Here is a 17037-nt window from a genome sequence, read left to right as displayed (position 1 = left end):
GGATAGAGCGGCTGCCTCCTAAGCAGCAGGTCGCGCGTTCGAGTCGCGCCGGGGACATTCAAGAAGACACAGCTTTGGCTCAATATCGTGGTCCACGATCAACCTGGAACGCGGATGCCATCGGGCATTTGAACGCTTGCCGGTGCAGCCGGGGCCAGCTTGATTCAGGTGCACGCTTCCGAAGGCACCATCCCTTCAGAGATGCCCTCGCACCCCCTCGCCCCAGGATGAGTCCTTCCCTAGACGTCGACCGCGGGCGCGCCTCCTACCGACGACGGGCGTGGCGCGAAGCGTACGAGGCATTCTCAGCCGCCGAATGCGTTCGTCCGCTGATGGGCGAAGACCTGGACCGACTGGCTATGTGCGCGTACCTAGTCGGCCGCGAAGAGGGCTTCCGGACCGCACTTGAGCGCGCGCATCACTCGTATCTCGCGAATGGGAAGCCCCTGGCCGCGGCCCGGGCAGCGTTCTGGATCGGGATGCACCTGGCCGAGCGCGGCGAGACGGGGCCTGCTTCGGGCTGGCTCGGCCGCGCAGGTCGGCTCGTCGAGGAGCAGGGAGGGGAGTCCGTGGAGCGCGGGTACTTACTGCTTGCGGCGGGATACCGGCACTTCTCCGAGCGAAACCCCGACGCCGCACACGACTCCGGTGGCGAGGCCGTTCAACGTGCGAGTCGGTTCGGCGACCGCGATCTGCTCGCGCTGGCCCTCCACCTCCAGGGCCGTGCGCTGCTGCGCCAGCTCCGCGTCCCGGAGGGACTCCGGCTCCTGGACGAGGCCATGGTCGCCGTCGTCTCCGACGAGCTCTCTCCCATGGTTACAGGCCTCATCTATTGCAGCGTGATTTCCGCTTGCGGAGACGTCTGCGCGCTCGGTCGGGCGCACCAGTGGACCGAGGCGCTGCGGAGCTGGTGTGAGCGTCAGCCTGACCTCGTGGCGTATACGGACCAGTGCCGGGTCCACCGTGCGGAGGTCATGCAGCTGCACGGAGCCTGGCGGGACTCGATAGACGAGGCACGGCACGCGCGCGACGGTGCCGTTCACGGCATCCTGCCCGGCGTGACCGCAGCGTCCCTCTACCAGGAGGGGGAGGCGCATCGTCTGATGGGCGAGCTCGCAGCCGCCGAGGAGGCCTATCGGGGCGCGAGCCGGCTGGGACGCGAGCCCCAGCCGGGCCTCGCGCTGCTGCGCCTGGCCCAGGGCGACCAGCAGGGTGCCGCCGCCGCCACGCGCCGCGCTCTCGCCGAGAAGACCGACCCACTGGCGCGCGCTCGGTTGCTGCCAGCGCACGTTGAGATTCTGTTGGCCGTCGGCGATACGGACGAAGCGGCGCGCGCCTCGGAAGAGCTGGAAACGCTGGCGCGATCCGTCGGGACCGACTACCTGGAGGCCGCCGCCGCCCACGCTCGCGGCGCCGTCAAGTTCGCCGGCGGCGATGCCGCGGCCGCATGTGTCGCCCTGCGAGCGGCCTGTCAGGGATGGCGGGCCCTGGAGGCGCCCTACCATGCCGCGAGGGCGATGGAACTCCTTGGGTTGGCTTGTGGCGCGCTGAACGATCAGGACGCGGCGTCGCTCGAGCTCGACGCTGCCCGCACGCTCTACACGAGCCTCGGCGCTCGAGCCGACCTATCCCGACTGGACGACGGCGGCGAACAAGGTCGCGCTCACGGGCTGACACCCCGTGAGCTGGAGGTCCTGGCGCTGGTCGCGACCGGCAAGACCAACCGTTCCATCGCGGGCGAGCTCTTCATCAGCGAGAAGACGGTCGCGCGCCACGTAAGTAACATCTTTTCCAAGCTGAGCCTCTCGACGCGTGCCGCGGCCACTGCCTACGCTTACGAGCACGACCTGATCCACCCGCCTGCATAGAATTACCCAGTCGTTGCGCACGGAATTTGGGCAGTTCGCCCGATTCCCGAGGTCGGCCGGAACCCTACGTTCGTGGGGAATGATCGAAGTTGGCCCCTCGCAACGAAGGCGACCCATGTTGACGGGTGCGGAGCACGTCGAGACGATCGTGATCGGCGGTGGACAGGCGGGCCTTTCCGTGGGCTATCACCTCAAGCGACGTGGGCTTCCTTTCCTGATCCTGGACGCGAACGACCGCATCGGCCACGCGTGGCGCACGCGCTGGGACTCACTGCGCCTGTTCACGCCCGCCCGCTTCAGTGGGCTGGATGGGATGCCCTTCCCGGGCGACCGGCACCACTTCCCCTCGAAGGACGAGATGGCCGACTATCTCGAGGCCTATGCCGCGCGTTTCGACCTACCCGTTCGCAGCGGTACCCGGGTGAGCCGGTTGTCCCACGCAGGAGGCCGCTTCATCGTCCAGGCCGAGGGCCGGCGTCTGGAAGCCGATCAGGTGGTGGTCGCCATGTCGGACTTCCAGAAGCCGAGGGTGCCGGCCTTCGCTCAAGCCCTCGACCCCGGCATCACGCAACTCCACTCCATCGATTACCGGAAACCCGCGCAGCTCCAAAGCGGCGACGTACTCATCGTGGGCGCTGGGAACTCAGGCGCCGAGATCGCCCTGGATGTGTCCAAGGAGCACCGGGTGTGGATCTCGGGGCGGAAAGTTGGTCACATCCCCTTCCGTATCGAGGGACGGGTAGGCCGGCTCCTCCTCGTTCGACTCGTGCTGCGCGTCCTCTTCCACCGGGTGCTGTCCGTGAGTAACCCCATCGGGCGAAAGGCTCGGCCGGCGTTCGTGTCCAAGGGCGGGCCGCTCGTCCGCACGCGACCGAAGGAGTTGGCCGCCGCGGGGGTCACGCGCGTGCCGCGAACCCAGGGCGCCCACGACGGTCTTCCTCAACTCGAGGACGGACGCACGCTCGATGTGAGAAACGTTATCTGGTGCACGGGCTTCGGTCCCGGATTCCCTGAATGGATCAATCTACACGTGCTCGACGGCGAGCACCCGGTGCACGAGAGCGGCATCGTTCCCGGCCGGGCCGGCCTTTATTTCGCCGGTCTCCTGTTCCTCCACTCGGTATCGTCCGAGATGATTCACGGGGTGGGTAGGGACGCCGAACGGATCGTGCGGGCCGTCGAGGCGCGGCGGGCCGAACTTCTGGAAATCCAGGCAGCGTGAGGCCCTTTTTAGGTCCGGCCCCCCCACGAATCCGGACCTTACTTAGGACGAGAAGGGCGGGGGAGGGCGCCTCCTAAGCAGCAGGTCGCGCGTTCGAGTCGCGCCGGGGACATTGAGCCATCGAGAGGGGTTAGCCGTCCCCTCCGCCCATCGTCGCACCCGGATCACGCAGGGTGGCGATCATCCCGCCCAGGATGAAGAGGAGCCCCCAGGCCAGCGCTGCGGCGACGCTCAGGTCTACGATTCCGCGCCATGGCTCCGGCATGCGGCGTACGAGGAAGACGGCCAGGGCGATGGCGGCCACCATGGCCCAAGCGCGCATGACAGCCGCACGCGTGGCTCCGATCAGCGCCATGCCGTAGAGGGGGGCGAGCAGGTGGTGGATCGGACTCCGCTCCCGCGCCAGGTGGCGCGCCCGCTCGATGAGTTGGGGAACCCACTTCCGTTGAAGGGCGCGAACCCCCTCGGTGTACAGGAAGATCAACACCACCGCGATGAGAACTGTCCATTCCCCCAGCGTGAGGCCCCGCGCTACGGTCTCGATCCCCCGGCCCCCGAGGCGATAGATCGCGAACGAAAAGAGGAGGGCGACCCCGGCCAGGGCCCAGAGCCGCGCCAGCTTCAGATGCACGGGATCGGCACTTGCGAAGAAGAAATGGGGACTCTCCAAACGCGATTGGCGCGGGCACGCGACGTGAACGACCCCCCATTGTCGTGCCTCTCCTGACTCGGCGCCACGGCGACCCCTCAAAGACGCCGCCCCCGCTTCCGACCGGGAAGCGGGGGCGGCTTGGCAACTCGAACGCGCCGCTCGGGCGCGTTTCTTACATCGCGTGCGAGACGGAGTAGACCCAGGCGGCCATCTCCCGGACCTGCTGGTCCGTGAGCGCGGCATTTCCGCCCTTCGCCGGCATCGGCACAGGAACCGACGTCGGCTGGGCGACCCCGTTGATGATCGTCTGGGCGATCGCCTCGAAGGATCCATCGCTGTTCAACCAAGTGCCGTCCCGAAGGTTCGGCCCGAGCCCCTCAAGCCCACTCCCGTCCGGACCGTGGCAGGAGGAGCAGATCTGGGTGGGGAAGAGCGCCGCGCCGGCGCTCACCATTGCAGGCGTCACGCCGGCGGGAAGTGCCGCGGCCCCGGCGCCACCTTCGGCGGGCTCGGAAGTAGCGGCACCTTCGGTGCTGGGCGGCGCATCCCCGCCGCCGCAGGCGGCCAGAATGAGGGCCAAGGCGAACGCGCAGATCATCGATAGGGGGCGAAGCTGGGACATCGTGTCCTCTTTACGTGTTATGTGAATGGGCCGCCGGAACTCGGGCTCTGGTGGCCGGATCGTCAGCACTGTCCGGGCATTTTTGGCTTGTGAACAGAGAAAGTTAATCGGGGCTGTGCGCCAGGAGAAGGGCCGACGGTCCCGCCCGGAGCACCCCATTCGGCCCCTCCCTGATGACACCCTATGGCGCGCGGAGAAAGTGAGTCGCCAGGAAGACCCAACCGGCCAGGAGGGCCACGCCCCCGAATGGCGTAACGGCCCCGAGCCCTCGGACACCCGTCAAAACGAGGAGGTAAAGGGAGCCGGAGAAAACGAGGATCCCCGCGATGAAGGACCACCCGGCCCAGACCATCGGCCCCGAATCGCCGGACCGACCTACCAGAAGCGCCACCAAGAGCAGGGCGAGTGCGTGGTACATCTGGTAGCGCACGGCAATCTCGAAGGTATCCAGATCCGCGGGGGAAAGTCGGTCCCGCAGGCCGTGGGCACCGAAAGCCCCGAAGGCGACCGCAAGGAATCCGAAGACGCTCCCGGCCAGGGCAAAGAATCGCTCCATCATACCTCTCCGTTGCTCCCCTGAATGGCGCACTTCGCTCCGTTGACCCCTCAACGGGGGAAACATACCTTCACAGGTCTATCTCCAACCCGGGAGAGGCGCAACCTCTCCACAAACGATTCCATCCGGCAGGACCGATGGCCCGGAAGAGACCTTCCACCTCGAAAAACCAGCCCCCACGGAGCAGCGCCGCCGTCCCCGGGGAAGACGCGTTCGCGGCGACTGTCCTCGAGTGGACGGTGCGGGCTCGCCAGAATACTCAGCTCCTGATTGCGGGTGCGGTGGTCCTCGTGGTCGTGGCCTTCGGGCTGATCTACTTGGTCAATCAGCGCTCCGACCGACTGACACGGGCAGCCGCCGAGCTCGAGCAGGTTCGAGCCGCGGCGAGTTTCCTTCCGGCGCAGGACGCCCGGAACGAGCTCCGCGCGTACATCGGCAGGTTCGAAGGGACACCTCAGGCGCTGGAAAGCTACCTCATGCTCGCGGAGCTCCATCTCCACGAGAGCCAGCCGGACAGCGCGATCGCCGTTCTTCAGGAGATCGTTCCAGAATACGGTTCACCCCTGGAGGTGCAGGCAACCTTCTTGCTCGCGGCGGCATTCGAGGAAGCCGGGCGCTGGACGGACGCCGCCGCGTTATACGAAGCGCTCATGGCCCAGGCCCGGTTCAGCTTCCAGGAAGAGGAAGCGGCCGAAGGCCTCGCGCGCGCGCACATCGCGAGAGGGGACCGCGCCGCCGCGATCGCAGCCTATGAGTCTCTCCTCGCGCTCCTGGAGCCGGACGATCCCGACAGGGCGCGGTATGAGATGCGGCGCGCGGAGTTGGAAGCGCAGGCGCTCTGAGGCCTGTCTGTGGCCTTCGCCGCTGGGAGCTCCAGGCGCGCCCCGTCGGAGTCCGAACCCACCCCAGATCTGCACAAACAAGCCAACCTCCGGCCCGAAAGTCCGTTCTGAGCTACGTCGTATAATATATATTATGTAAAGTACAGACCGAGGCAGATCCCCTTTTGGACGAGTCGCCGCCCCCCGCCCGCGGTCGGCGCGGAGGCCTGAGTCGGCGCGAACGTCCGTTGTTGCTCAATCGCGCTGGGCGGCCACCGCCACCCGGCGTCGCATGAACGGGAGGAAGCCGAGCGTCCGGCGCTCGATGTGACGGAGCCCCGGAAGGTGCGACTCGACGTAACGCGCCACGATGATCCGGAATCCCTCCCCCTCGAGCTCCCGCGTGACACGTCGGAGGGTCTTGTAGTCCACATGGCTCGCGTCGGCCCGGAGGAGCCCCCACCGACGAAAGGCCTCGAGAAAGTGGCTGGGGTTCGGAGTCCAGATCACGAGGCGTCCCCCCGGCCGGAGGAGTCGCTTCGCTTCGCGGTACACGCGAAGAGTGTCTCGCGCATCCAGGTGCTCGATGAGGTCGGCCGCGACCACGAGGTCCCAAGCGCCTGCGGGAAGTTCCGTGTCTCCCGCATCGGCGCGGAGGAAGCGGAGACCCGGCGTGGGCTCGGCTTCGAGTCGGCGCTCTCCGAGACCGACGGCCGCTTCCGCAAAGTCCACCCCCACGACCTCCGCCGCCTGTCGGGCGAGCGCGAAGGATAGTGTGCCCCAGCCCGAGCCCAGGTCCACGACTCGGAGTCCCCGGAGGGATCCGCAGAGCGAGAGGACGTGGCGAATCCGATACCTGTGAAAGGGACTCCGGGGATCGAGGAGGTGGCTTCCCCCGCCTTCGAAGTAACCGCTCTCCTCGTAGAACTCCCGCCCCGGCGTCCCGCCGCGGTCCGGCGAGCTCACAACTCGGCGTCTCCCCGGCTTCCGGCGGACCCGGAGACTCCCTCGCGGACGATCCTGGCTCCCTCCTCCGCAGAAAGGTGCGCGCCGCGGCGCCCTGCCTCGCCCGAGAGAGTGAGGATAGCTTCCCTCAGTAAACGCTCCGCCTCCGGAAGCATCGCCTCCCGTTCCGCGCGGCCGCGCTGGGCCCCGAATTGGATCGGTGGCCCGAAACGGAGAAACACGGTACGCCCGGCCCTCGGGCGCGCTCGCCAACGCGGCCAAACCTCGTACATCCCCTCGATCCCGACCGGAATCACCGGCACCCCGGCACGAAGGAGGACGCGGACCGTTCCTCGTCTGAAGGATTGGAGTCGGCCGTCCCAGCTCCGCTCTCCCTCCGGATACACACAGACGACCTTTCCTTCGGATAGTCGGCGCAGAAGGACCCGGACGGTCTGGGGATCCACTCGATACCGGCGGACCGGGAAGGCGCTCACCTGCCCCAGGATCCAGCGAATGACCGGGCTCGCGAACTGGGTACTCTTGGTCATCGTCGCGACCTCCCGCGGGCAGACACCTTGGACGAGAAAGGGGTCCAGAAGGCTCTGGTGATTCGGCACCAGGATGCAGGGGCCGGTCCGGGGAACGTGATCCAGCCCCTCCGCTTCGATGCGAATCCAGCGGAGAATCCCGATCCGAGCGAGGAATCGTATGAAGCGGTAAGAAATGCTCATGGGGAAATCAACGCACCCGGATTCGAGGCTGGAACTCCGCGATCTCTCCCCTTCCCGCCTCCGACCACATCCTTCGAAGGCCCGCCTTCAAGAGCTCTTCCCATCGCCGCGAAGATTCCTCCTCGAAGCGAAAGGTGACGACGCCGCCCTCCAGGGGGGAGATTTGCAGGGACGACGAGGAGCCTTGCAGAGCCCGGATGTCCAGAAGGGGCCACTCCATCACACCCCCTTCGTCCATCTCGAATCGCACGCGGTCGCCCGCCAGAAGGAGCGTCCCTGCGCGCGGGGATCCCCGGCGCTCGATGAAGCCCACGACCTCCTTTCCGTGAAAGACCGGTTCTTCCACCTTCGCGATTCGCGCGGAGGCTCGGGACTCGAACGCAAGCTCCCCGCTTCGGGTGGTCGCGCGCCGTGTCCCGCTCCCCGCTTCCTCGACCCTCCGCGCGAGGGCCCCAGGGGCGATGTCCTCTCCTTCCCCCGACGGGAACTCCACCCGAATTTTCGCGCTCCGCACAACCTCCTCGAAGGTGCGCTCGCACTTCGGGCACCGGAGCCGCATCCCCTTCTCCTCGACGGGATCCCCGCCACAGAAGGGACAGAGGTAAATAAGATCGCGAAGCGACAATGCCAGTCCCGGTCAGAGTCGGCCGAAGATATCGAGGAGGCGAAGTTTCCAGACCTTCCACACAGCCTCGAAGACGATCCTCTTCGACATCTTGGATTCCCCGTGGTCTCGTTCCGTGAAGATGATCGGAATCTCGACGAACCGGAAACCTTTTTTCCAGGAACGCAGCTTGAGCTCGATCTGAAACGTGTACCCCGTGGATTGAATCCTCTCCATATCTATCGTTTCCAACACATTGCGGGAGAATATGTTAAATCCTCCTGTCGCATCCGACACTGGAAGCCCCGTCGCGATCCGTGCGTAGACGTTTCCGAAGTAAGACACGAGGAGGCGCCCGATCGGCCAGTTGACCACTGTCACCCTCCCGCCCATGTATCGAGATCCCACGACGAAGTCCACGTTCGGGGCCGCGAGGGCCGCGACCAATTTCGGAAGCATGGCGGGCGGATGGGAGAGGTCGGCGTCCATCTCGCAGATTCGGGCGTACTGCCGATCGAGTCCCCAGCGAAAGCCAGCCAGGTACGCCGGCCCGAGCCCACCCTTCCCTTCCCTGTGGAGAACGTGAATTCGTCCGGGAAAGTGGGCGGCCAGGTCGTCGGCGACTTCTCCCGTCCCGTCCGGTGAGGCATCGTCCACGACGAGGATGTGGATCGCCTCCATCTCCTGAAGAACCATCGGAACGATGCGCGGAAGGTTCTCGCGCTCGTTGAAGGTGGGGATGACGACCAGCGTCGGTTCGTCAGGTGCGCGGCTCACCGTCCCTCACCTCCCTCCTCGTCTCCCCGCTCCCGGTCGGGACACCGCCCCCGCGAAATAGCTCCCACATGGCGACGAATCCGGCAGGAAGAAGTTCGGCCAGGGTCATCCAAACGCGAGCGAAAAGCGCGATTCCAACCGCCGCGCCACCGACCTCCGGCCGGAGGAAGGCGATGAGAAAACCATCTCGTACCCCGATCCCGGCAGGCGCGAAGATTGCGAGATAACCCAGAAGGTAGGCCGCTGCGAAGGGGGCCGCGAACCCCGCGAAGCCCGCCTCGAAGCCGAGCCCCCGCACGAAAGAAATGAAGGCGAGGGAGTAAATGATCCAAACCACGAGGTGCATTGCCAGCCAACGAGCCCCGAACCAGCCGTCCATCCCAACGACCTCGGCCGCGGGAAGTCGTGCGACTCGGAGCGCCGCCGTGAAGACGCGATGGAGCACCCGAGGCACGGCCACCGCGAACGCGAGGAGCGCGAGGAGCATGAGGACCGGGATCCTTGCCCTCCCGAGGGGCGCGGACGGCCCCGCGAGGAGCGGGAGAGCGACCAAGCCGGTTGCCGCCAAGGCGAAGATGTGGCTCAGGACCCCGGCCGTTGCCCCGAGGGTCGCCGAACCGCCGTACCGCTTTGCCAGGAGAGCGAGTCCCGCCATCTGCCAGAATTTCCCTGGAAGGTACCGCCCGAGGTTGGCGGTCAAGACGATCCGAATAGAGGCAGCTCCTCCCGGATCGATTCCGCCGAGCTCGCCCACCATCCTTCCCCAAAGCCGGGCGGTCACCAAGTAGCCCGCGAGGAGGAGGACGGTCCCGAGAGCCAGCCAGGCGGGATTCAGCGCCGGCGCGGCGAGCCCCGGAGAGGCGAACTCGTCGAGGGTGACCCCGACCTGACTCACGATCAGCCAGGTGAGAGCGATCGTGAGGAAGATTTGGATCGCGATCTTCATCCCGGCTCTTTTCCTTCGCCCGCCACGGGCCGCCGCCGCCAGGCCACACCGGCGATCGCCACTCCGAGGAGCGCAAAGAGCGAAACCAGGCTCACGCCGAGCGCCCCCCGGAGGACGGACGACTCGTACCACATCTCCACGCGATGCGCACCTCCCGGGATCGGCACTCCCCGGAGCGTGTGGTCGGCTCGCAGGACCGGCACCTCTTCACCGTCCACCGTGGCACGCCACGCGGGGAACCAATTCTCGGAGAGGACGAGCAGCCCGGGGCCGGAGCTCTCCACCTCGAGGAGAAGCCGGTTCGGCGTCCGCTCCACCCACTGGGCGTTCCCCCTAACCTCCGGCCCTCCGAGCTCGAAGGTGGGTTCCTCGTTCAGCACGGCCTGGCGGAAGGGATCGTACTCGAGCTCGTGATTTCCGAGAATGACCGCCACGCCCTCTGCCTCGGGCACGACGACGGCGTCTCCCACGATACGGGCCCGTGGAAGGCCCGGGTAAGGGTAGACCGAGCTGAAAACGGTTCCGTCGGGGAGGACGAGCTGGTTGAGTGGATCCACGTCCTCGATGGGACCGATCTGGCCGTCCGGCCAGATCACGTACCGAACGTTCAAGATCCGCATCACATTGGGGTGGAAGTACGCGAGGTTCTCTGGAATCCCGCTTCCCTCCATCCCGATCAGCTCGCGGTAACGCGCCAAGTCGTTCGGGTGATGTCCGGCCGCCAGGTCGAGCCCGTACATCCCCGGCGACACATCCTGCCCCCCCTGAATCATTGAGAATACGCGGAAGGGCGGCTCGAAATCGGCCCGATCCATCAAAAAAGCCAGGTTCGGGTCGGGGCTCGAGAAGGCCGCGAAGTCGAGGGTCTGCACGAAGGCTTCGTCCACGCGGAGCTGATCCACCGTGACGAGGAGCGCCAGGAGCGCGACGGCGAAAGTTCCCTTGAGGAGCCCCCGGGTGACTCCGACCCAGGTGAGGAGGACCAGCGTTGCGAGCAATGTCGCGATGAAAAATCCTCGCACGATGAAGGGCTCCGCGCGGGCGCGAGCTTGAATCTGGACATCGTTGAGCTCGGGGGAAAAGACGAAATCCCAAACGCTCTCCAGCGCGCCCGAAGCGGCGAGTGCGCTGCCGAGCGCGAGTGCCCCGGCTCCCACTCCGAGGACGCGGAGAACGCGCCCTCCCTCCCCCCTCGCGACGAGCCCGATCCCATGGTCAAAGCCGATCGCCGCGAGGGTTGCGGTGGCGAATCCCGTCAGGAAAATCGCAATGGAGGGCGCCCGGAAGAGCGAGACGCCGGGGAGAACTTCATAAAAGAGCCGCCAGATGGGAGTGTGCGTGCCGAGCGCGAAGAGGAGCGCGACGCCGCCCATCCCCGCCATGAACCATCGAGTCCCACCCGCACCTCGGCCGATCATGGCGACCGCCGCGAGAAGGAGGGCGACCAATCCGAGATACTCGTGGTTCAGCTTGAACGCGTTCCTTCCCCAATAGGTATTGAGGGACCAAGCAGCGCCGGCCCGCGTGTTTCCAACAAACTCGGGAACCACGAGCGAAAGCGCCTCTTCGGGATGGAGCGACCAGGAAGAGGAATATTCGATCCCGGTTTCCCCCTCCGCAGCGACCGTCGTGGCGGTGCGCCGGGAGGACTCCACGACGTAATCCACGGCGGGGATGAGCTGGATTCCCGCTGCACCCGCGCCAAGGACGCTGAAGCCGAGGAAGGACCCGAAGTGACGGAGCGCGCGTTTTCCCTCCCCCGCGCCATCCGACCGCCAAAACTGGACTGTCCGGAAGGCCATATACGCGCCCGTCGCCCCGAAGAGGAAATACGCCATCTGGAAGTGAGTCGTGAGGAGCACGAGCGCGACGACCCCCCCGATCGCGGCAAGGGGAACGAGATCGCGGCGAACCCAACTCCACTCACAGGCGCAGAAGAGGAGGGGGGTCAGCGCCGTGACGAAGATCTTCCCGTCATGGCCCGGAAAAATCAGCGTCACGAAGTATGGAGCCAGGAGGTAGGCAACTCCTCCGAGCAGCGCGCCGCTCCGCGAGACCCGGAGTACGCGGAGCCAGAGGTACATGAAGCTTCCGGCGAGAAAAACGTGCAGAACGAGCTTCCATCCGAGCGCGCGGTACGTCTCCATCACGAGGAGGAGGAGGAGGGATGGAGGATAAAGCGAATCTCCGCCCGAGAGGGCGTCGAGGAAGGGAGTCCCGCCGAGGATCACCGGATTCCAGAGGGGGAAGCCCGTCGTCCGCAGGGCGTTCGCGAAGAAGTCGCGGGCCATGTACCCGAGGGTCAACGTGTCCTCACCGTACATCATCCGATCGGAGAAGATGAACTCTCGGAAGAGGAAGACGGTGAGGGCCGCGAAGAGGGCGAAGGGCAACCACCGCGGGATCCGGTCGAGGTTCGCCGAATCCAGGCCGCCGGAGGGTGCCCGGCCCGCGGTCCGGCTCCCTGGCGCCGTTTCGGCCCGGCGTTGCCGCCGGCCCTTTCCTTCCGACTTCTTCGCCATCAGCTCTCTGCCTTCGAGGAGGGCCGGCGGACCGACCGGCCCGCTACGAGGTCTTCGTAAATCTCCAGATGACGTGTTACGAGGCGGGCGTTACTCCATCGGGCGATCACCCGTTCGCGGGCGCGCCGCCCCATCGCGGGAAGGTCGCGCTCCTCGAGGAGCTTCACCACCCCGTTCGCGAGCGCCTCCGGGTCGCCCGGAGTTACGAGCGTGCCCACGTCTTCTCCTACGATCTCCGGGAGCCCCCCCACCCGGGTCGCGACCACCGGCCTTTCGCAGGCGAGCGCCTCCAGGGCGGCGACCGAAGTCGCCTCCATTCGCGAGGGAAAGACGGCGATCTCCGCCGACGCGAGGAGCCCCGGCATCTCGTCGTGCGGCTTGGCGCCCAGGAATGTCACGACTCCTGAGACACCGAGCTCTCCCGCCAGCGCCTCAAGGGAGGTCCGCTCCGGTCCGTCCCCCACGACGAGGAAGCGGGCACCGGGAATCCGCTCCCGCACCCGCGGAACGGCCCGGATCAGGTCCTCCACCCCGTTCTTGGGAACGAGGCGCCGGGGCACGATCACCCAGCGCTCTCCGTCCCTCGTTGGAAGCGCCGCTACGACGGGGCGGAATCGATCGGTCTCGACACCGTTCGCCAGCGGTTCGACCAGGGTCCCCGGGGATAGGGTCCTGGCCACTTCCGCGATCTCGATCGAGGCGGCCAGGGCGTAGTCGGGCCACCGGACGAGCCGTCGGAGCACGGGTTTCCAGAGGGGGCGGCGGGCACGGGCGAGAAAGTGGGAGGTGTGGAATGAAGCGAGCCAGGGGCGCCCCGTTCTCCGTGCCGCGATGCCGGCGGGGAGGACCGAGGCGAACGCCTGGGCGTGCAGGATGTCCGCCCAATCCGCCCAGCGCGTAGCGGGCCCCACGGACCCGAGGGCGTGCAGCGCCCAGCCGAGCGGCGATCGGGATGGGAACCAGGTGCGCCTCACCCGCACCCCGTTTCGCGTTTCCTCGGCCGCCAAGCCGGAAAGGGAACGCGAGGTCACGACACGGACCTCGTGACCTCGGGCCACGAGGCCCTCGGCAAGGGTGGCCACATGGCTTTCGAGCCCCCCGACTTCCGGGGGATAATACACGCAGTGCAGGAGAACTCTCACACCGCCGAGCTCCCCCCACGGGCAAGTAGGAACTCCTCCACGAGCGCCGCGATTCGCTCCGCCGCCTTTCCATCCCCGAAGGGGTTCGCCCGCCGAGCCCGCGCCCGGTGTTCGGGACTCCGCCGCAGAAGCTCTTTGCTCCCCTCGACGATCAGCGCCGGATCGGTTCCCACTAGGCGGGCGAGCCCGGCCGAGATCACTTCGGGTCGCTCACTCACCTCCCGGAGCACGAGGATCGGTGTGCCAAAGGTCGGAGCCTCCTCCTGGATTCCCCCGGAGTCGGTGAGAACTCCGCGAGCGCCGGCGAGGGCGGCCACGAGGTCCGGATAAGAGAGGGGTTCGATGAGGTGGATGCGCGGATGCCCCCGGAGGAGTCGCTCCGCCGGCTCGATCACGGAAGGGTTCGGATGCACGGGTACCACGATCTCCACCGTCCCCTCGTCTTCCACGAGCGATCGCATGGCCGCGAAGATCCGCTCGATTGGGGCACCGAAGGACTCTCGCCGGTGTGCGGTGAGGAGGAAAAAGGGAGGCGCACCCGGCGCGAGGAGGCGCTGCAGGACTTTGGAGGCCGGAGGCAGCCCCCGTTGCGCAACCTCCAGGAGGGCGTCCACGACCGTATTCCCGGTGACGTGGATCTGGCCTGGACGGATTCCCTCGCGAAGGAGATTGTCCCGCGCCCCCTCGGTCGGCGCGAAATGAAGATCGGCGAGGACATCCGCCATCCGGCGGAACGCCTCCTCCGGGAAGGGGCGCCAAAGGTCTCCCGTGCGGAGACCGGCCTCCACGTGCCCCGTTGCGATACCATGGAAATACGAGGAAAGAGATGCCATGAAGGCGGAAGCCGTATCACCTTGCACCAGAACGAACTCCGGGTGCCACTCGAAGACAACGTTTTCCATTCCGGCCAGGCAGTCTCGGGCGACCCGGGTGAGCGACTGTCCCTTCTTCATGATCCCGAGATCCCAGTGGGGCACCAACTCGAAGGTCGAAAGAACATCGTCCACGAGGTCGGTGTGTTGCCCGGTGAGAAGGAGGCGCGGCTCGACGCGAGGGAAGTGTCCCTCCAGGGCGCGCATCACGGGCGCCATTTTGATCGCCTCGGGTCGAGTCCCGACGACGACGAGGACGCGGCGGCGGTCTCCCGTCACGTCCGGGCACTCCGCCGGAGATCCTCCACCTCCTCGCGGAGTTGAGCGACCATCTCGGCGAGAAGACCGAACCCACACAGGGTGAATCCGACCGACTCCAGGAGCACGACGAAGTCGAGGAGGGGCCGGAACCCCATTTGGTGAAAGATGCGAAGGTAGAGCGCGACCATGCCGACGAGGAATCCGACCACGATCAGGAGCGCGCCCACCGTCCCGAAGAGGAGGAGCGGCTTCTTCGAGACGATGAGGAGGAACCAGACCGAAAGGAGGTCCACCATTCCCACGACGACACGCCAGCTTCCCGTGTATTTGGAGATCCCCGCCCGCCGCGGGTGGAGCGTAACGTCGATCTCGGTGACGCCATGGCCACGCGCATGCGCCAGCACGACGAAAAATCGGTGCCAGTCGTGCCGGAGCTGGAGCCCGTCCAGGACCGACTTACGGAAGGCCTTGATCGAGTTCAGGTCCGAAATGGGAACGCGGAAGATCCGGCGGGAGAGGCGGTTGTAAATGGACGAGACCACCTTCTTGTCGTACGCCCCGACCTTCCGGCCGCACACGACATCCGACCCGCGCGCGATCTCCGCGAGGAGTCGGGGAATCTCTTCGGGCGAGTGCTGGAGATCGGCGTCGAACACCACGAGAACCGACCGGTCCGTCGCCCGGGCAGCCGAGAGAATGGCCTCGGTCTTTCCGAGATTGACCCGGTGCCTCAGAACGCGGAGGGCAGCCCACCCCTTCCCTTCTCTCTCTGCGAGCGCCGCCGTCCCGTCGGTGGAGCCGTCGTCCACGAGGATCACCTCCCCTTCCAGACGGTGCCGCGCGAAGGTCTCCCGTAGCTCCCGGATTAGGTCGGGAATCACCGGCGCCTCGTCGAGCGCTGGCACCACGACTGCGAAGTCCTTCCGGTAGAGATCCGGGAGGCTGTCCGCCCCCGGGGTATCCGAGGACTCAGACACGCTTCCGCATCCGGGCGGGAAGAACCCCGAGCTGATCGCGGTATTTGGCCACCGTGCGGCGCGCGATGCGAATTCCGTCGGCCTCGAGGAGCTCCACGATTCGCTGGTCGGTGAGCGGCTTCCGCGTGTTTTCCTGCTGAACGAGCGTCCGGATCTTGTCCTTCACTCCACGAGCCGAGATGTCTTCGCCAGAGGCCGTGGACAGGCCACTGGAGAAGAAGAACTTGAGGGGAAAGACGCCCCGGGGAGTCTGGACGAATTTTTCGTTGGTGACACGCGACACCGTGGACTCGTGCATGTCTATGTGGTCCGCGACTTCGCGAAGCGTCAGGGGCTTCAGGTACTGGATCCCGCGCTCGAAGAAGTCGCGCTGACGGTCCACGATGAAGCCCATGACCTTGAGCATCGTCTGGCGCCGCTGTTCGATCGCCTGGATCATCCAGCTCGCCGAATTCAGCTTCGCGGCGATGAAGTCCCGGTTTTCCCCCTTGAACTGGTTCCGATCCCGGGCGACCTCGCGGTACGCGCGGGAAAGCCGCAGTCGGGGGAGGCTCGTGTCGTTCAGGAAGACCCGGTACTCGCCATCGATCTTCTCCACGATGAGGTCGGGAAGGATGTAGCTCTCTTCGTCTCCCGAATGACGGAGCCCGGGCTTCGGATCGAGGAGGGCCACCTCGTCGGCGGCGTCCTGCACCTCTTTCGCGTTCAATCCGAGGACCCGGGCGATCTCATTCCACCGGTGATTGAGGAGGTCATCGAAGTGGTCTTGCACGATCCGGAAGGCGGTGGAATTCGCCTGATCCAGTCTCCGGAGCTGGAGGAGGATGCACTCCCTCACGTCGCGCGCACCTACGCCGGCCGGATCCATCCCGTGGATCGTCGTGAGGAGCACCTCCGCCTCCTCCATCGTGTAATCCTGGAAGAGGTGGCCGACCTCCCCCTCCTCTTCAGCGCGCATTTCCTCGTCCTCGATCTCTTTCGCTCGGTCTTCCGCCACCTTGCGCACGTCTATGAGCCAGTCGTTCACTCCGGAAAGGACGTCTTCGAGGGGACAGGTCAGAAGCCCCGCGTCGTCCACATTCCCGATGATCTCCTCCCCGAGGCGCATCGCTCGGTCCGGGATCGAGAGGTGGTGCAGCTGGTCGAGGAGGTAGTCCCGTAGGTCTCTCGTCTCGACCTGAATGGGCTCCCTGTACTCGCGTTCTTCCCGCTGGGCACGCCGTCCCCCGGCGTCGAAGCCGTCGAGAAGGATCTCCTCCCAGTCGATCTCGTCCTTCGTCTCCGGCGCCGTTTCGACCTCGCCGACCTCTTCGAGTGAGACTTCCTGCTCGACGTCCCCCTCCACCATTTCGAGGAAGGGATTCTCGGTGATTTCCTGCTTGAGGTGTGCCTGAAGGTCCAGAAGCGGCATGTGAAGGAGCTCCATCGCCTGATACAGGCGAGGATTGATCTTCATCTCCTGGCGGAGATCGGTGCTCTGGTAAAGGCGGTTGGAAAGACTGCTCACGCGCGGCCC

The 17037-nt window shown here is 66.3% G+C and carries 16 protein-coding genes; 3 read left to right on the top strand and 13 right to left on the bottom strand.

Annotated elements, in window-relative coordinates; all coding sequences use genetic code 11:
* The first annotated feature begins 332 nt into the window (after positions 1-332).
* On the top strand, positions 333-1868 hold the full coding sequence (locus WEG36_16300) for a LuxR C-terminal-related transcriptional regulator (protein ID MEX1259159.1): 1536 nt from the start codon (positions 333-335) through the stop codon (positions 1866-1868).
* 115 nt (positions 1869-1983) lie between these two features.
* Positions 1984-3090: an NAD(P)/FAD-dependent oxidoreductase gene (locus WEG36_16295; protein ID MEX1259158.1), complete on the top strand. Its 1107-nt coding sequence runs from the start codon at positions 1984-1986 to the stop codon at positions 3088-3090.
* A gap of 130 nt (positions 3091-3220) precedes the next feature.
* Here the strand turns inward: WEG36_16295 and WEG36_16290 are convergent, their stop codons facing one another.
* The 3 genes from WEG36_16290 to WEG36_16280 all read right to left on the bottom strand — a co-directional run bounded on the left by WEG36_16290 (position 3221) and on the right by WEG36_16280 (position 4920).
* The gene (locus tag WEG36_16290) at positions 3221-3721 is read right to left on the bottom strand and encodes a hypothetical protein (protein MEX1259157.1); all 501 of its coding nucleotides are present in this window, start codon (positions 3719-3721) and stop codon (positions 3221-3223) included.
* A 193-nt stretch (positions 3722-3914) separates the two neighbouring features.
* The gene (locus tag WEG36_16285; protein MEX1259156.1) at positions 3915-4364 is read right to left on the bottom strand and encodes a c-type cytochrome; all 450 of its coding nucleotides are present in this window, start codon (positions 4362-4364) and stop codon (positions 3915-3917) included.
* Positions 4365-4545: 181 nt separating this feature from the next.
* The gene (locus tag WEG36_16280; protein MEX1259155.1) at positions 4546-4920 is read right to left on the bottom strand and encodes a DUF423 domain-containing protein; all 375 of its coding nucleotides are present in this window, start codon (positions 4918-4920) and stop codon (positions 4546-4548) included.
* A gap of 137 nt (positions 4921-5057) precedes the next feature.
* Here WEG36_16280 and WEG36_16275 point away from each other — a divergent pair, with 137 nt between their 5' ends.
* The gene (locus tag WEG36_16275; protein ID MEX1259154.1) at positions 5058-5762 is read left to right on the top strand and encodes a tetratricopeptide repeat protein; all 705 of its coding nucleotides are present in this window, start codon (positions 5058-5060) and stop codon (positions 5760-5762) included.
* 234 nt (positions 5763-5996) lie between these two features.
* Here WEG36_16275 and WEG36_16270 read toward each other — a convergent pair whose 3' ends face one another.
* The 10 genes from WEG36_16270 to rpoN all read right to left on the bottom strand — a co-directional run bounded on the left by WEG36_16270 (position 5997) and on the right by rpoN (position 17028).
* Positions 5997-6707: a class I SAM-dependent methyltransferase gene (locus WEG36_16270; GenBank protein MEX1259153.1), complete on the bottom strand. Its 711-nt coding sequence runs from the start codon at positions 6705-6707 to the stop codon at positions 5997-5999.
* Positions 6704-7420: a lysophospholipid acyltransferase family protein gene (locus tag WEG36_16265; protein MEX1259152.1), complete on the bottom strand. Its 717-nt coding sequence runs from the start codon at positions 7418-7420 to the stop codon at positions 6704-6706. Before WEG36_16265 ends, WEG36_16270 begins: the two co-directional genes overlap by 4 nt.
* Before the next feature lie 7 nt (positions 7421-7427).
* Positions 7428-7979 (bottom strand): hypothetical protein, encoded by a 552-nt coding sequence (locus tag WEG36_16260; protein MEX1259151.1) that lies wholly within the window; start codon positions 7977-7979, stop codon positions 7428-7430.
* Between the two features lie 78 nt (positions 7980-8057).
* A complete protein-coding gene (locus tag WEG36_16255; protein ID MEX1259150.1) occupies positions 8058-8801 on the bottom strand; it encodes a polyprenol monophosphomannose synthase in 744 nt (247 codons plus the stop codon).
* On the bottom strand, positions 8785-9747 hold the full coding sequence (locus WEG36_16250) for a hypothetical protein (protein MEX1259149.1): 963 nt from the start codon (positions 9745-9747) through the stop codon (positions 8785-8787). Before WEG36_16250 ends, WEG36_16255 begins: the two co-directional genes overlap by 17 nt.
* The gene (locus WEG36_16245; protein ID MEX1259148.1) at positions 9744-12269 is read right to left on the bottom strand and encodes a hypothetical protein; all 2526 of its coding nucleotides are present in this window, start codon (positions 12267-12269) and stop codon (positions 9744-9746) included. The genes WEG36_16250 and WEG36_16245 overlap by 4 nt, the downstream gene beginning before the upstream one ends.
* The gene (locus WEG36_16240; protein MEX1259147.1) at positions 12269-13411 is read right to left on the bottom strand and encodes a glycosyltransferase family 4 protein; all 1143 of its coding nucleotides are present in this window, start codon (positions 13409-13411) and stop codon (positions 12269-12271) included. Before WEG36_16240 ends, WEG36_16245 begins: the two co-directional genes overlap by 1 nt.
* Entirely contained in the window at positions 13408-14562 is a 1155-nt protein-coding gene (wecB, locus tag WEG36_16235; protein MEX1259146.1) for a UDP-N-acetylglucosamine 2-epimerase (non-hydrolyzing), read from the bottom strand. Before wecB ends, WEG36_16240 begins: the two co-directional genes overlap by 4 nt.
* Positions 14559-15521, bottom strand: coding sequence for a glycosyltransferase family 2 protein (locus WEG36_16230; protein MEX1259145.1), 963 nt, complete (start codon positions 15519-15521; stop codon positions 14559-14561). The genes wecB and WEG36_16230 overlap by 4 nt, the downstream gene beginning before the upstream one ends.
* Entirely contained in the window at positions 15514-17028 is a 1515-nt protein-coding gene (rpoN, locus tag WEG36_16225) for an RNA polymerase factor sigma-54 (GenBank protein ID MEX1259144.1), read from the bottom strand. The genes WEG36_16230 and rpoN overlap by 8 nt, the downstream gene beginning before the upstream one ends.
* Between the last annotated feature and the right edge of the window lie 9 nt (positions 17029-17037).

This window comes from Gemmatimonadota bacterium, assembly GCA_040882465.1.
GTDB lineage: Bacteria > Gemmatimonadota > Gemmatimonadetes > Longimicrobiales > Gaopeijiaceae > JBBEBG01.
The sequence above is the reverse complement of the archived record's forward strand: the minus strand, read 5'-3'. Positions and strand labels throughout refer to the sequence as shown.

What these genes read in the sequence shown, in the direction of transcription:
- WEG36_16295 (MEX1259158.1), top strand. Translation starts at nt 1,984, where the DNA reads ATGTTGACGGGTGCGGAGCACGTCGAGACGATCGTGATCGGCGGTGGA.
- WEG36_16285 (MEX1259156.1), bottom strand. Translation starts at nt 4,364, where the DNA reads ATGTCCCAGCTTCGCCCCCTATCGATGATCTGCGCGTTCGCCTTGGCC.
- WEG36_16260 (MEX1259151.1), bottom strand. Translation starts at nt 7,979, where the DNA reads ATGCGGCTCCGGTGCCCGAAGTGCGAGCGCACCTTCGAGGAGGTTGTG.
- WEG36_16250 (MEX1259149.1), bottom strand. Translation starts at nt 9,747, where the DNA reads ATGAAGATCGCGATCCAAATCTTCCTCACGATCGCTCTCACCTGGCTG.
- WEG36_16300 (MEX1259159.1), top strand. Translation starts at nt 333, where the DNA reads ATGGGCGAAGACCTGGACCGACTGGCTATGTGCGCGTACCTAGTCGGC.
- WEG36_16245 (MEX1259148.1), bottom strand. Translation starts at nt 12,269, where the DNA reads ATGGCGAAGAAGTCGGAAGGAAAGGGCCGGCGGCAACGCCGGGCCGAA.
- WEG36_16265 (MEX1259152.1), bottom strand. Translation starts at nt 7,420, where the DNA reads ATGAGCATTTCTTACCGCTTCATACGATTCCTCGCTCGGATCGGGATT.
- WEG36_16275 (MEX1259154.1), top strand. Translation starts at nt 5,058, where the DNA reads ATGGCCCGGAAGAGACCTTCCACCTCGAAAAACCAGCCCCCACGGAGC.
- WEG36_16280 (MEX1259155.1), bottom strand. Translation starts at nt 4,920, where the DNA reads ATGGAGCGATTCTTTGCCCTGGCCGGGAGCGTCTTCGGATTCCTTGCG.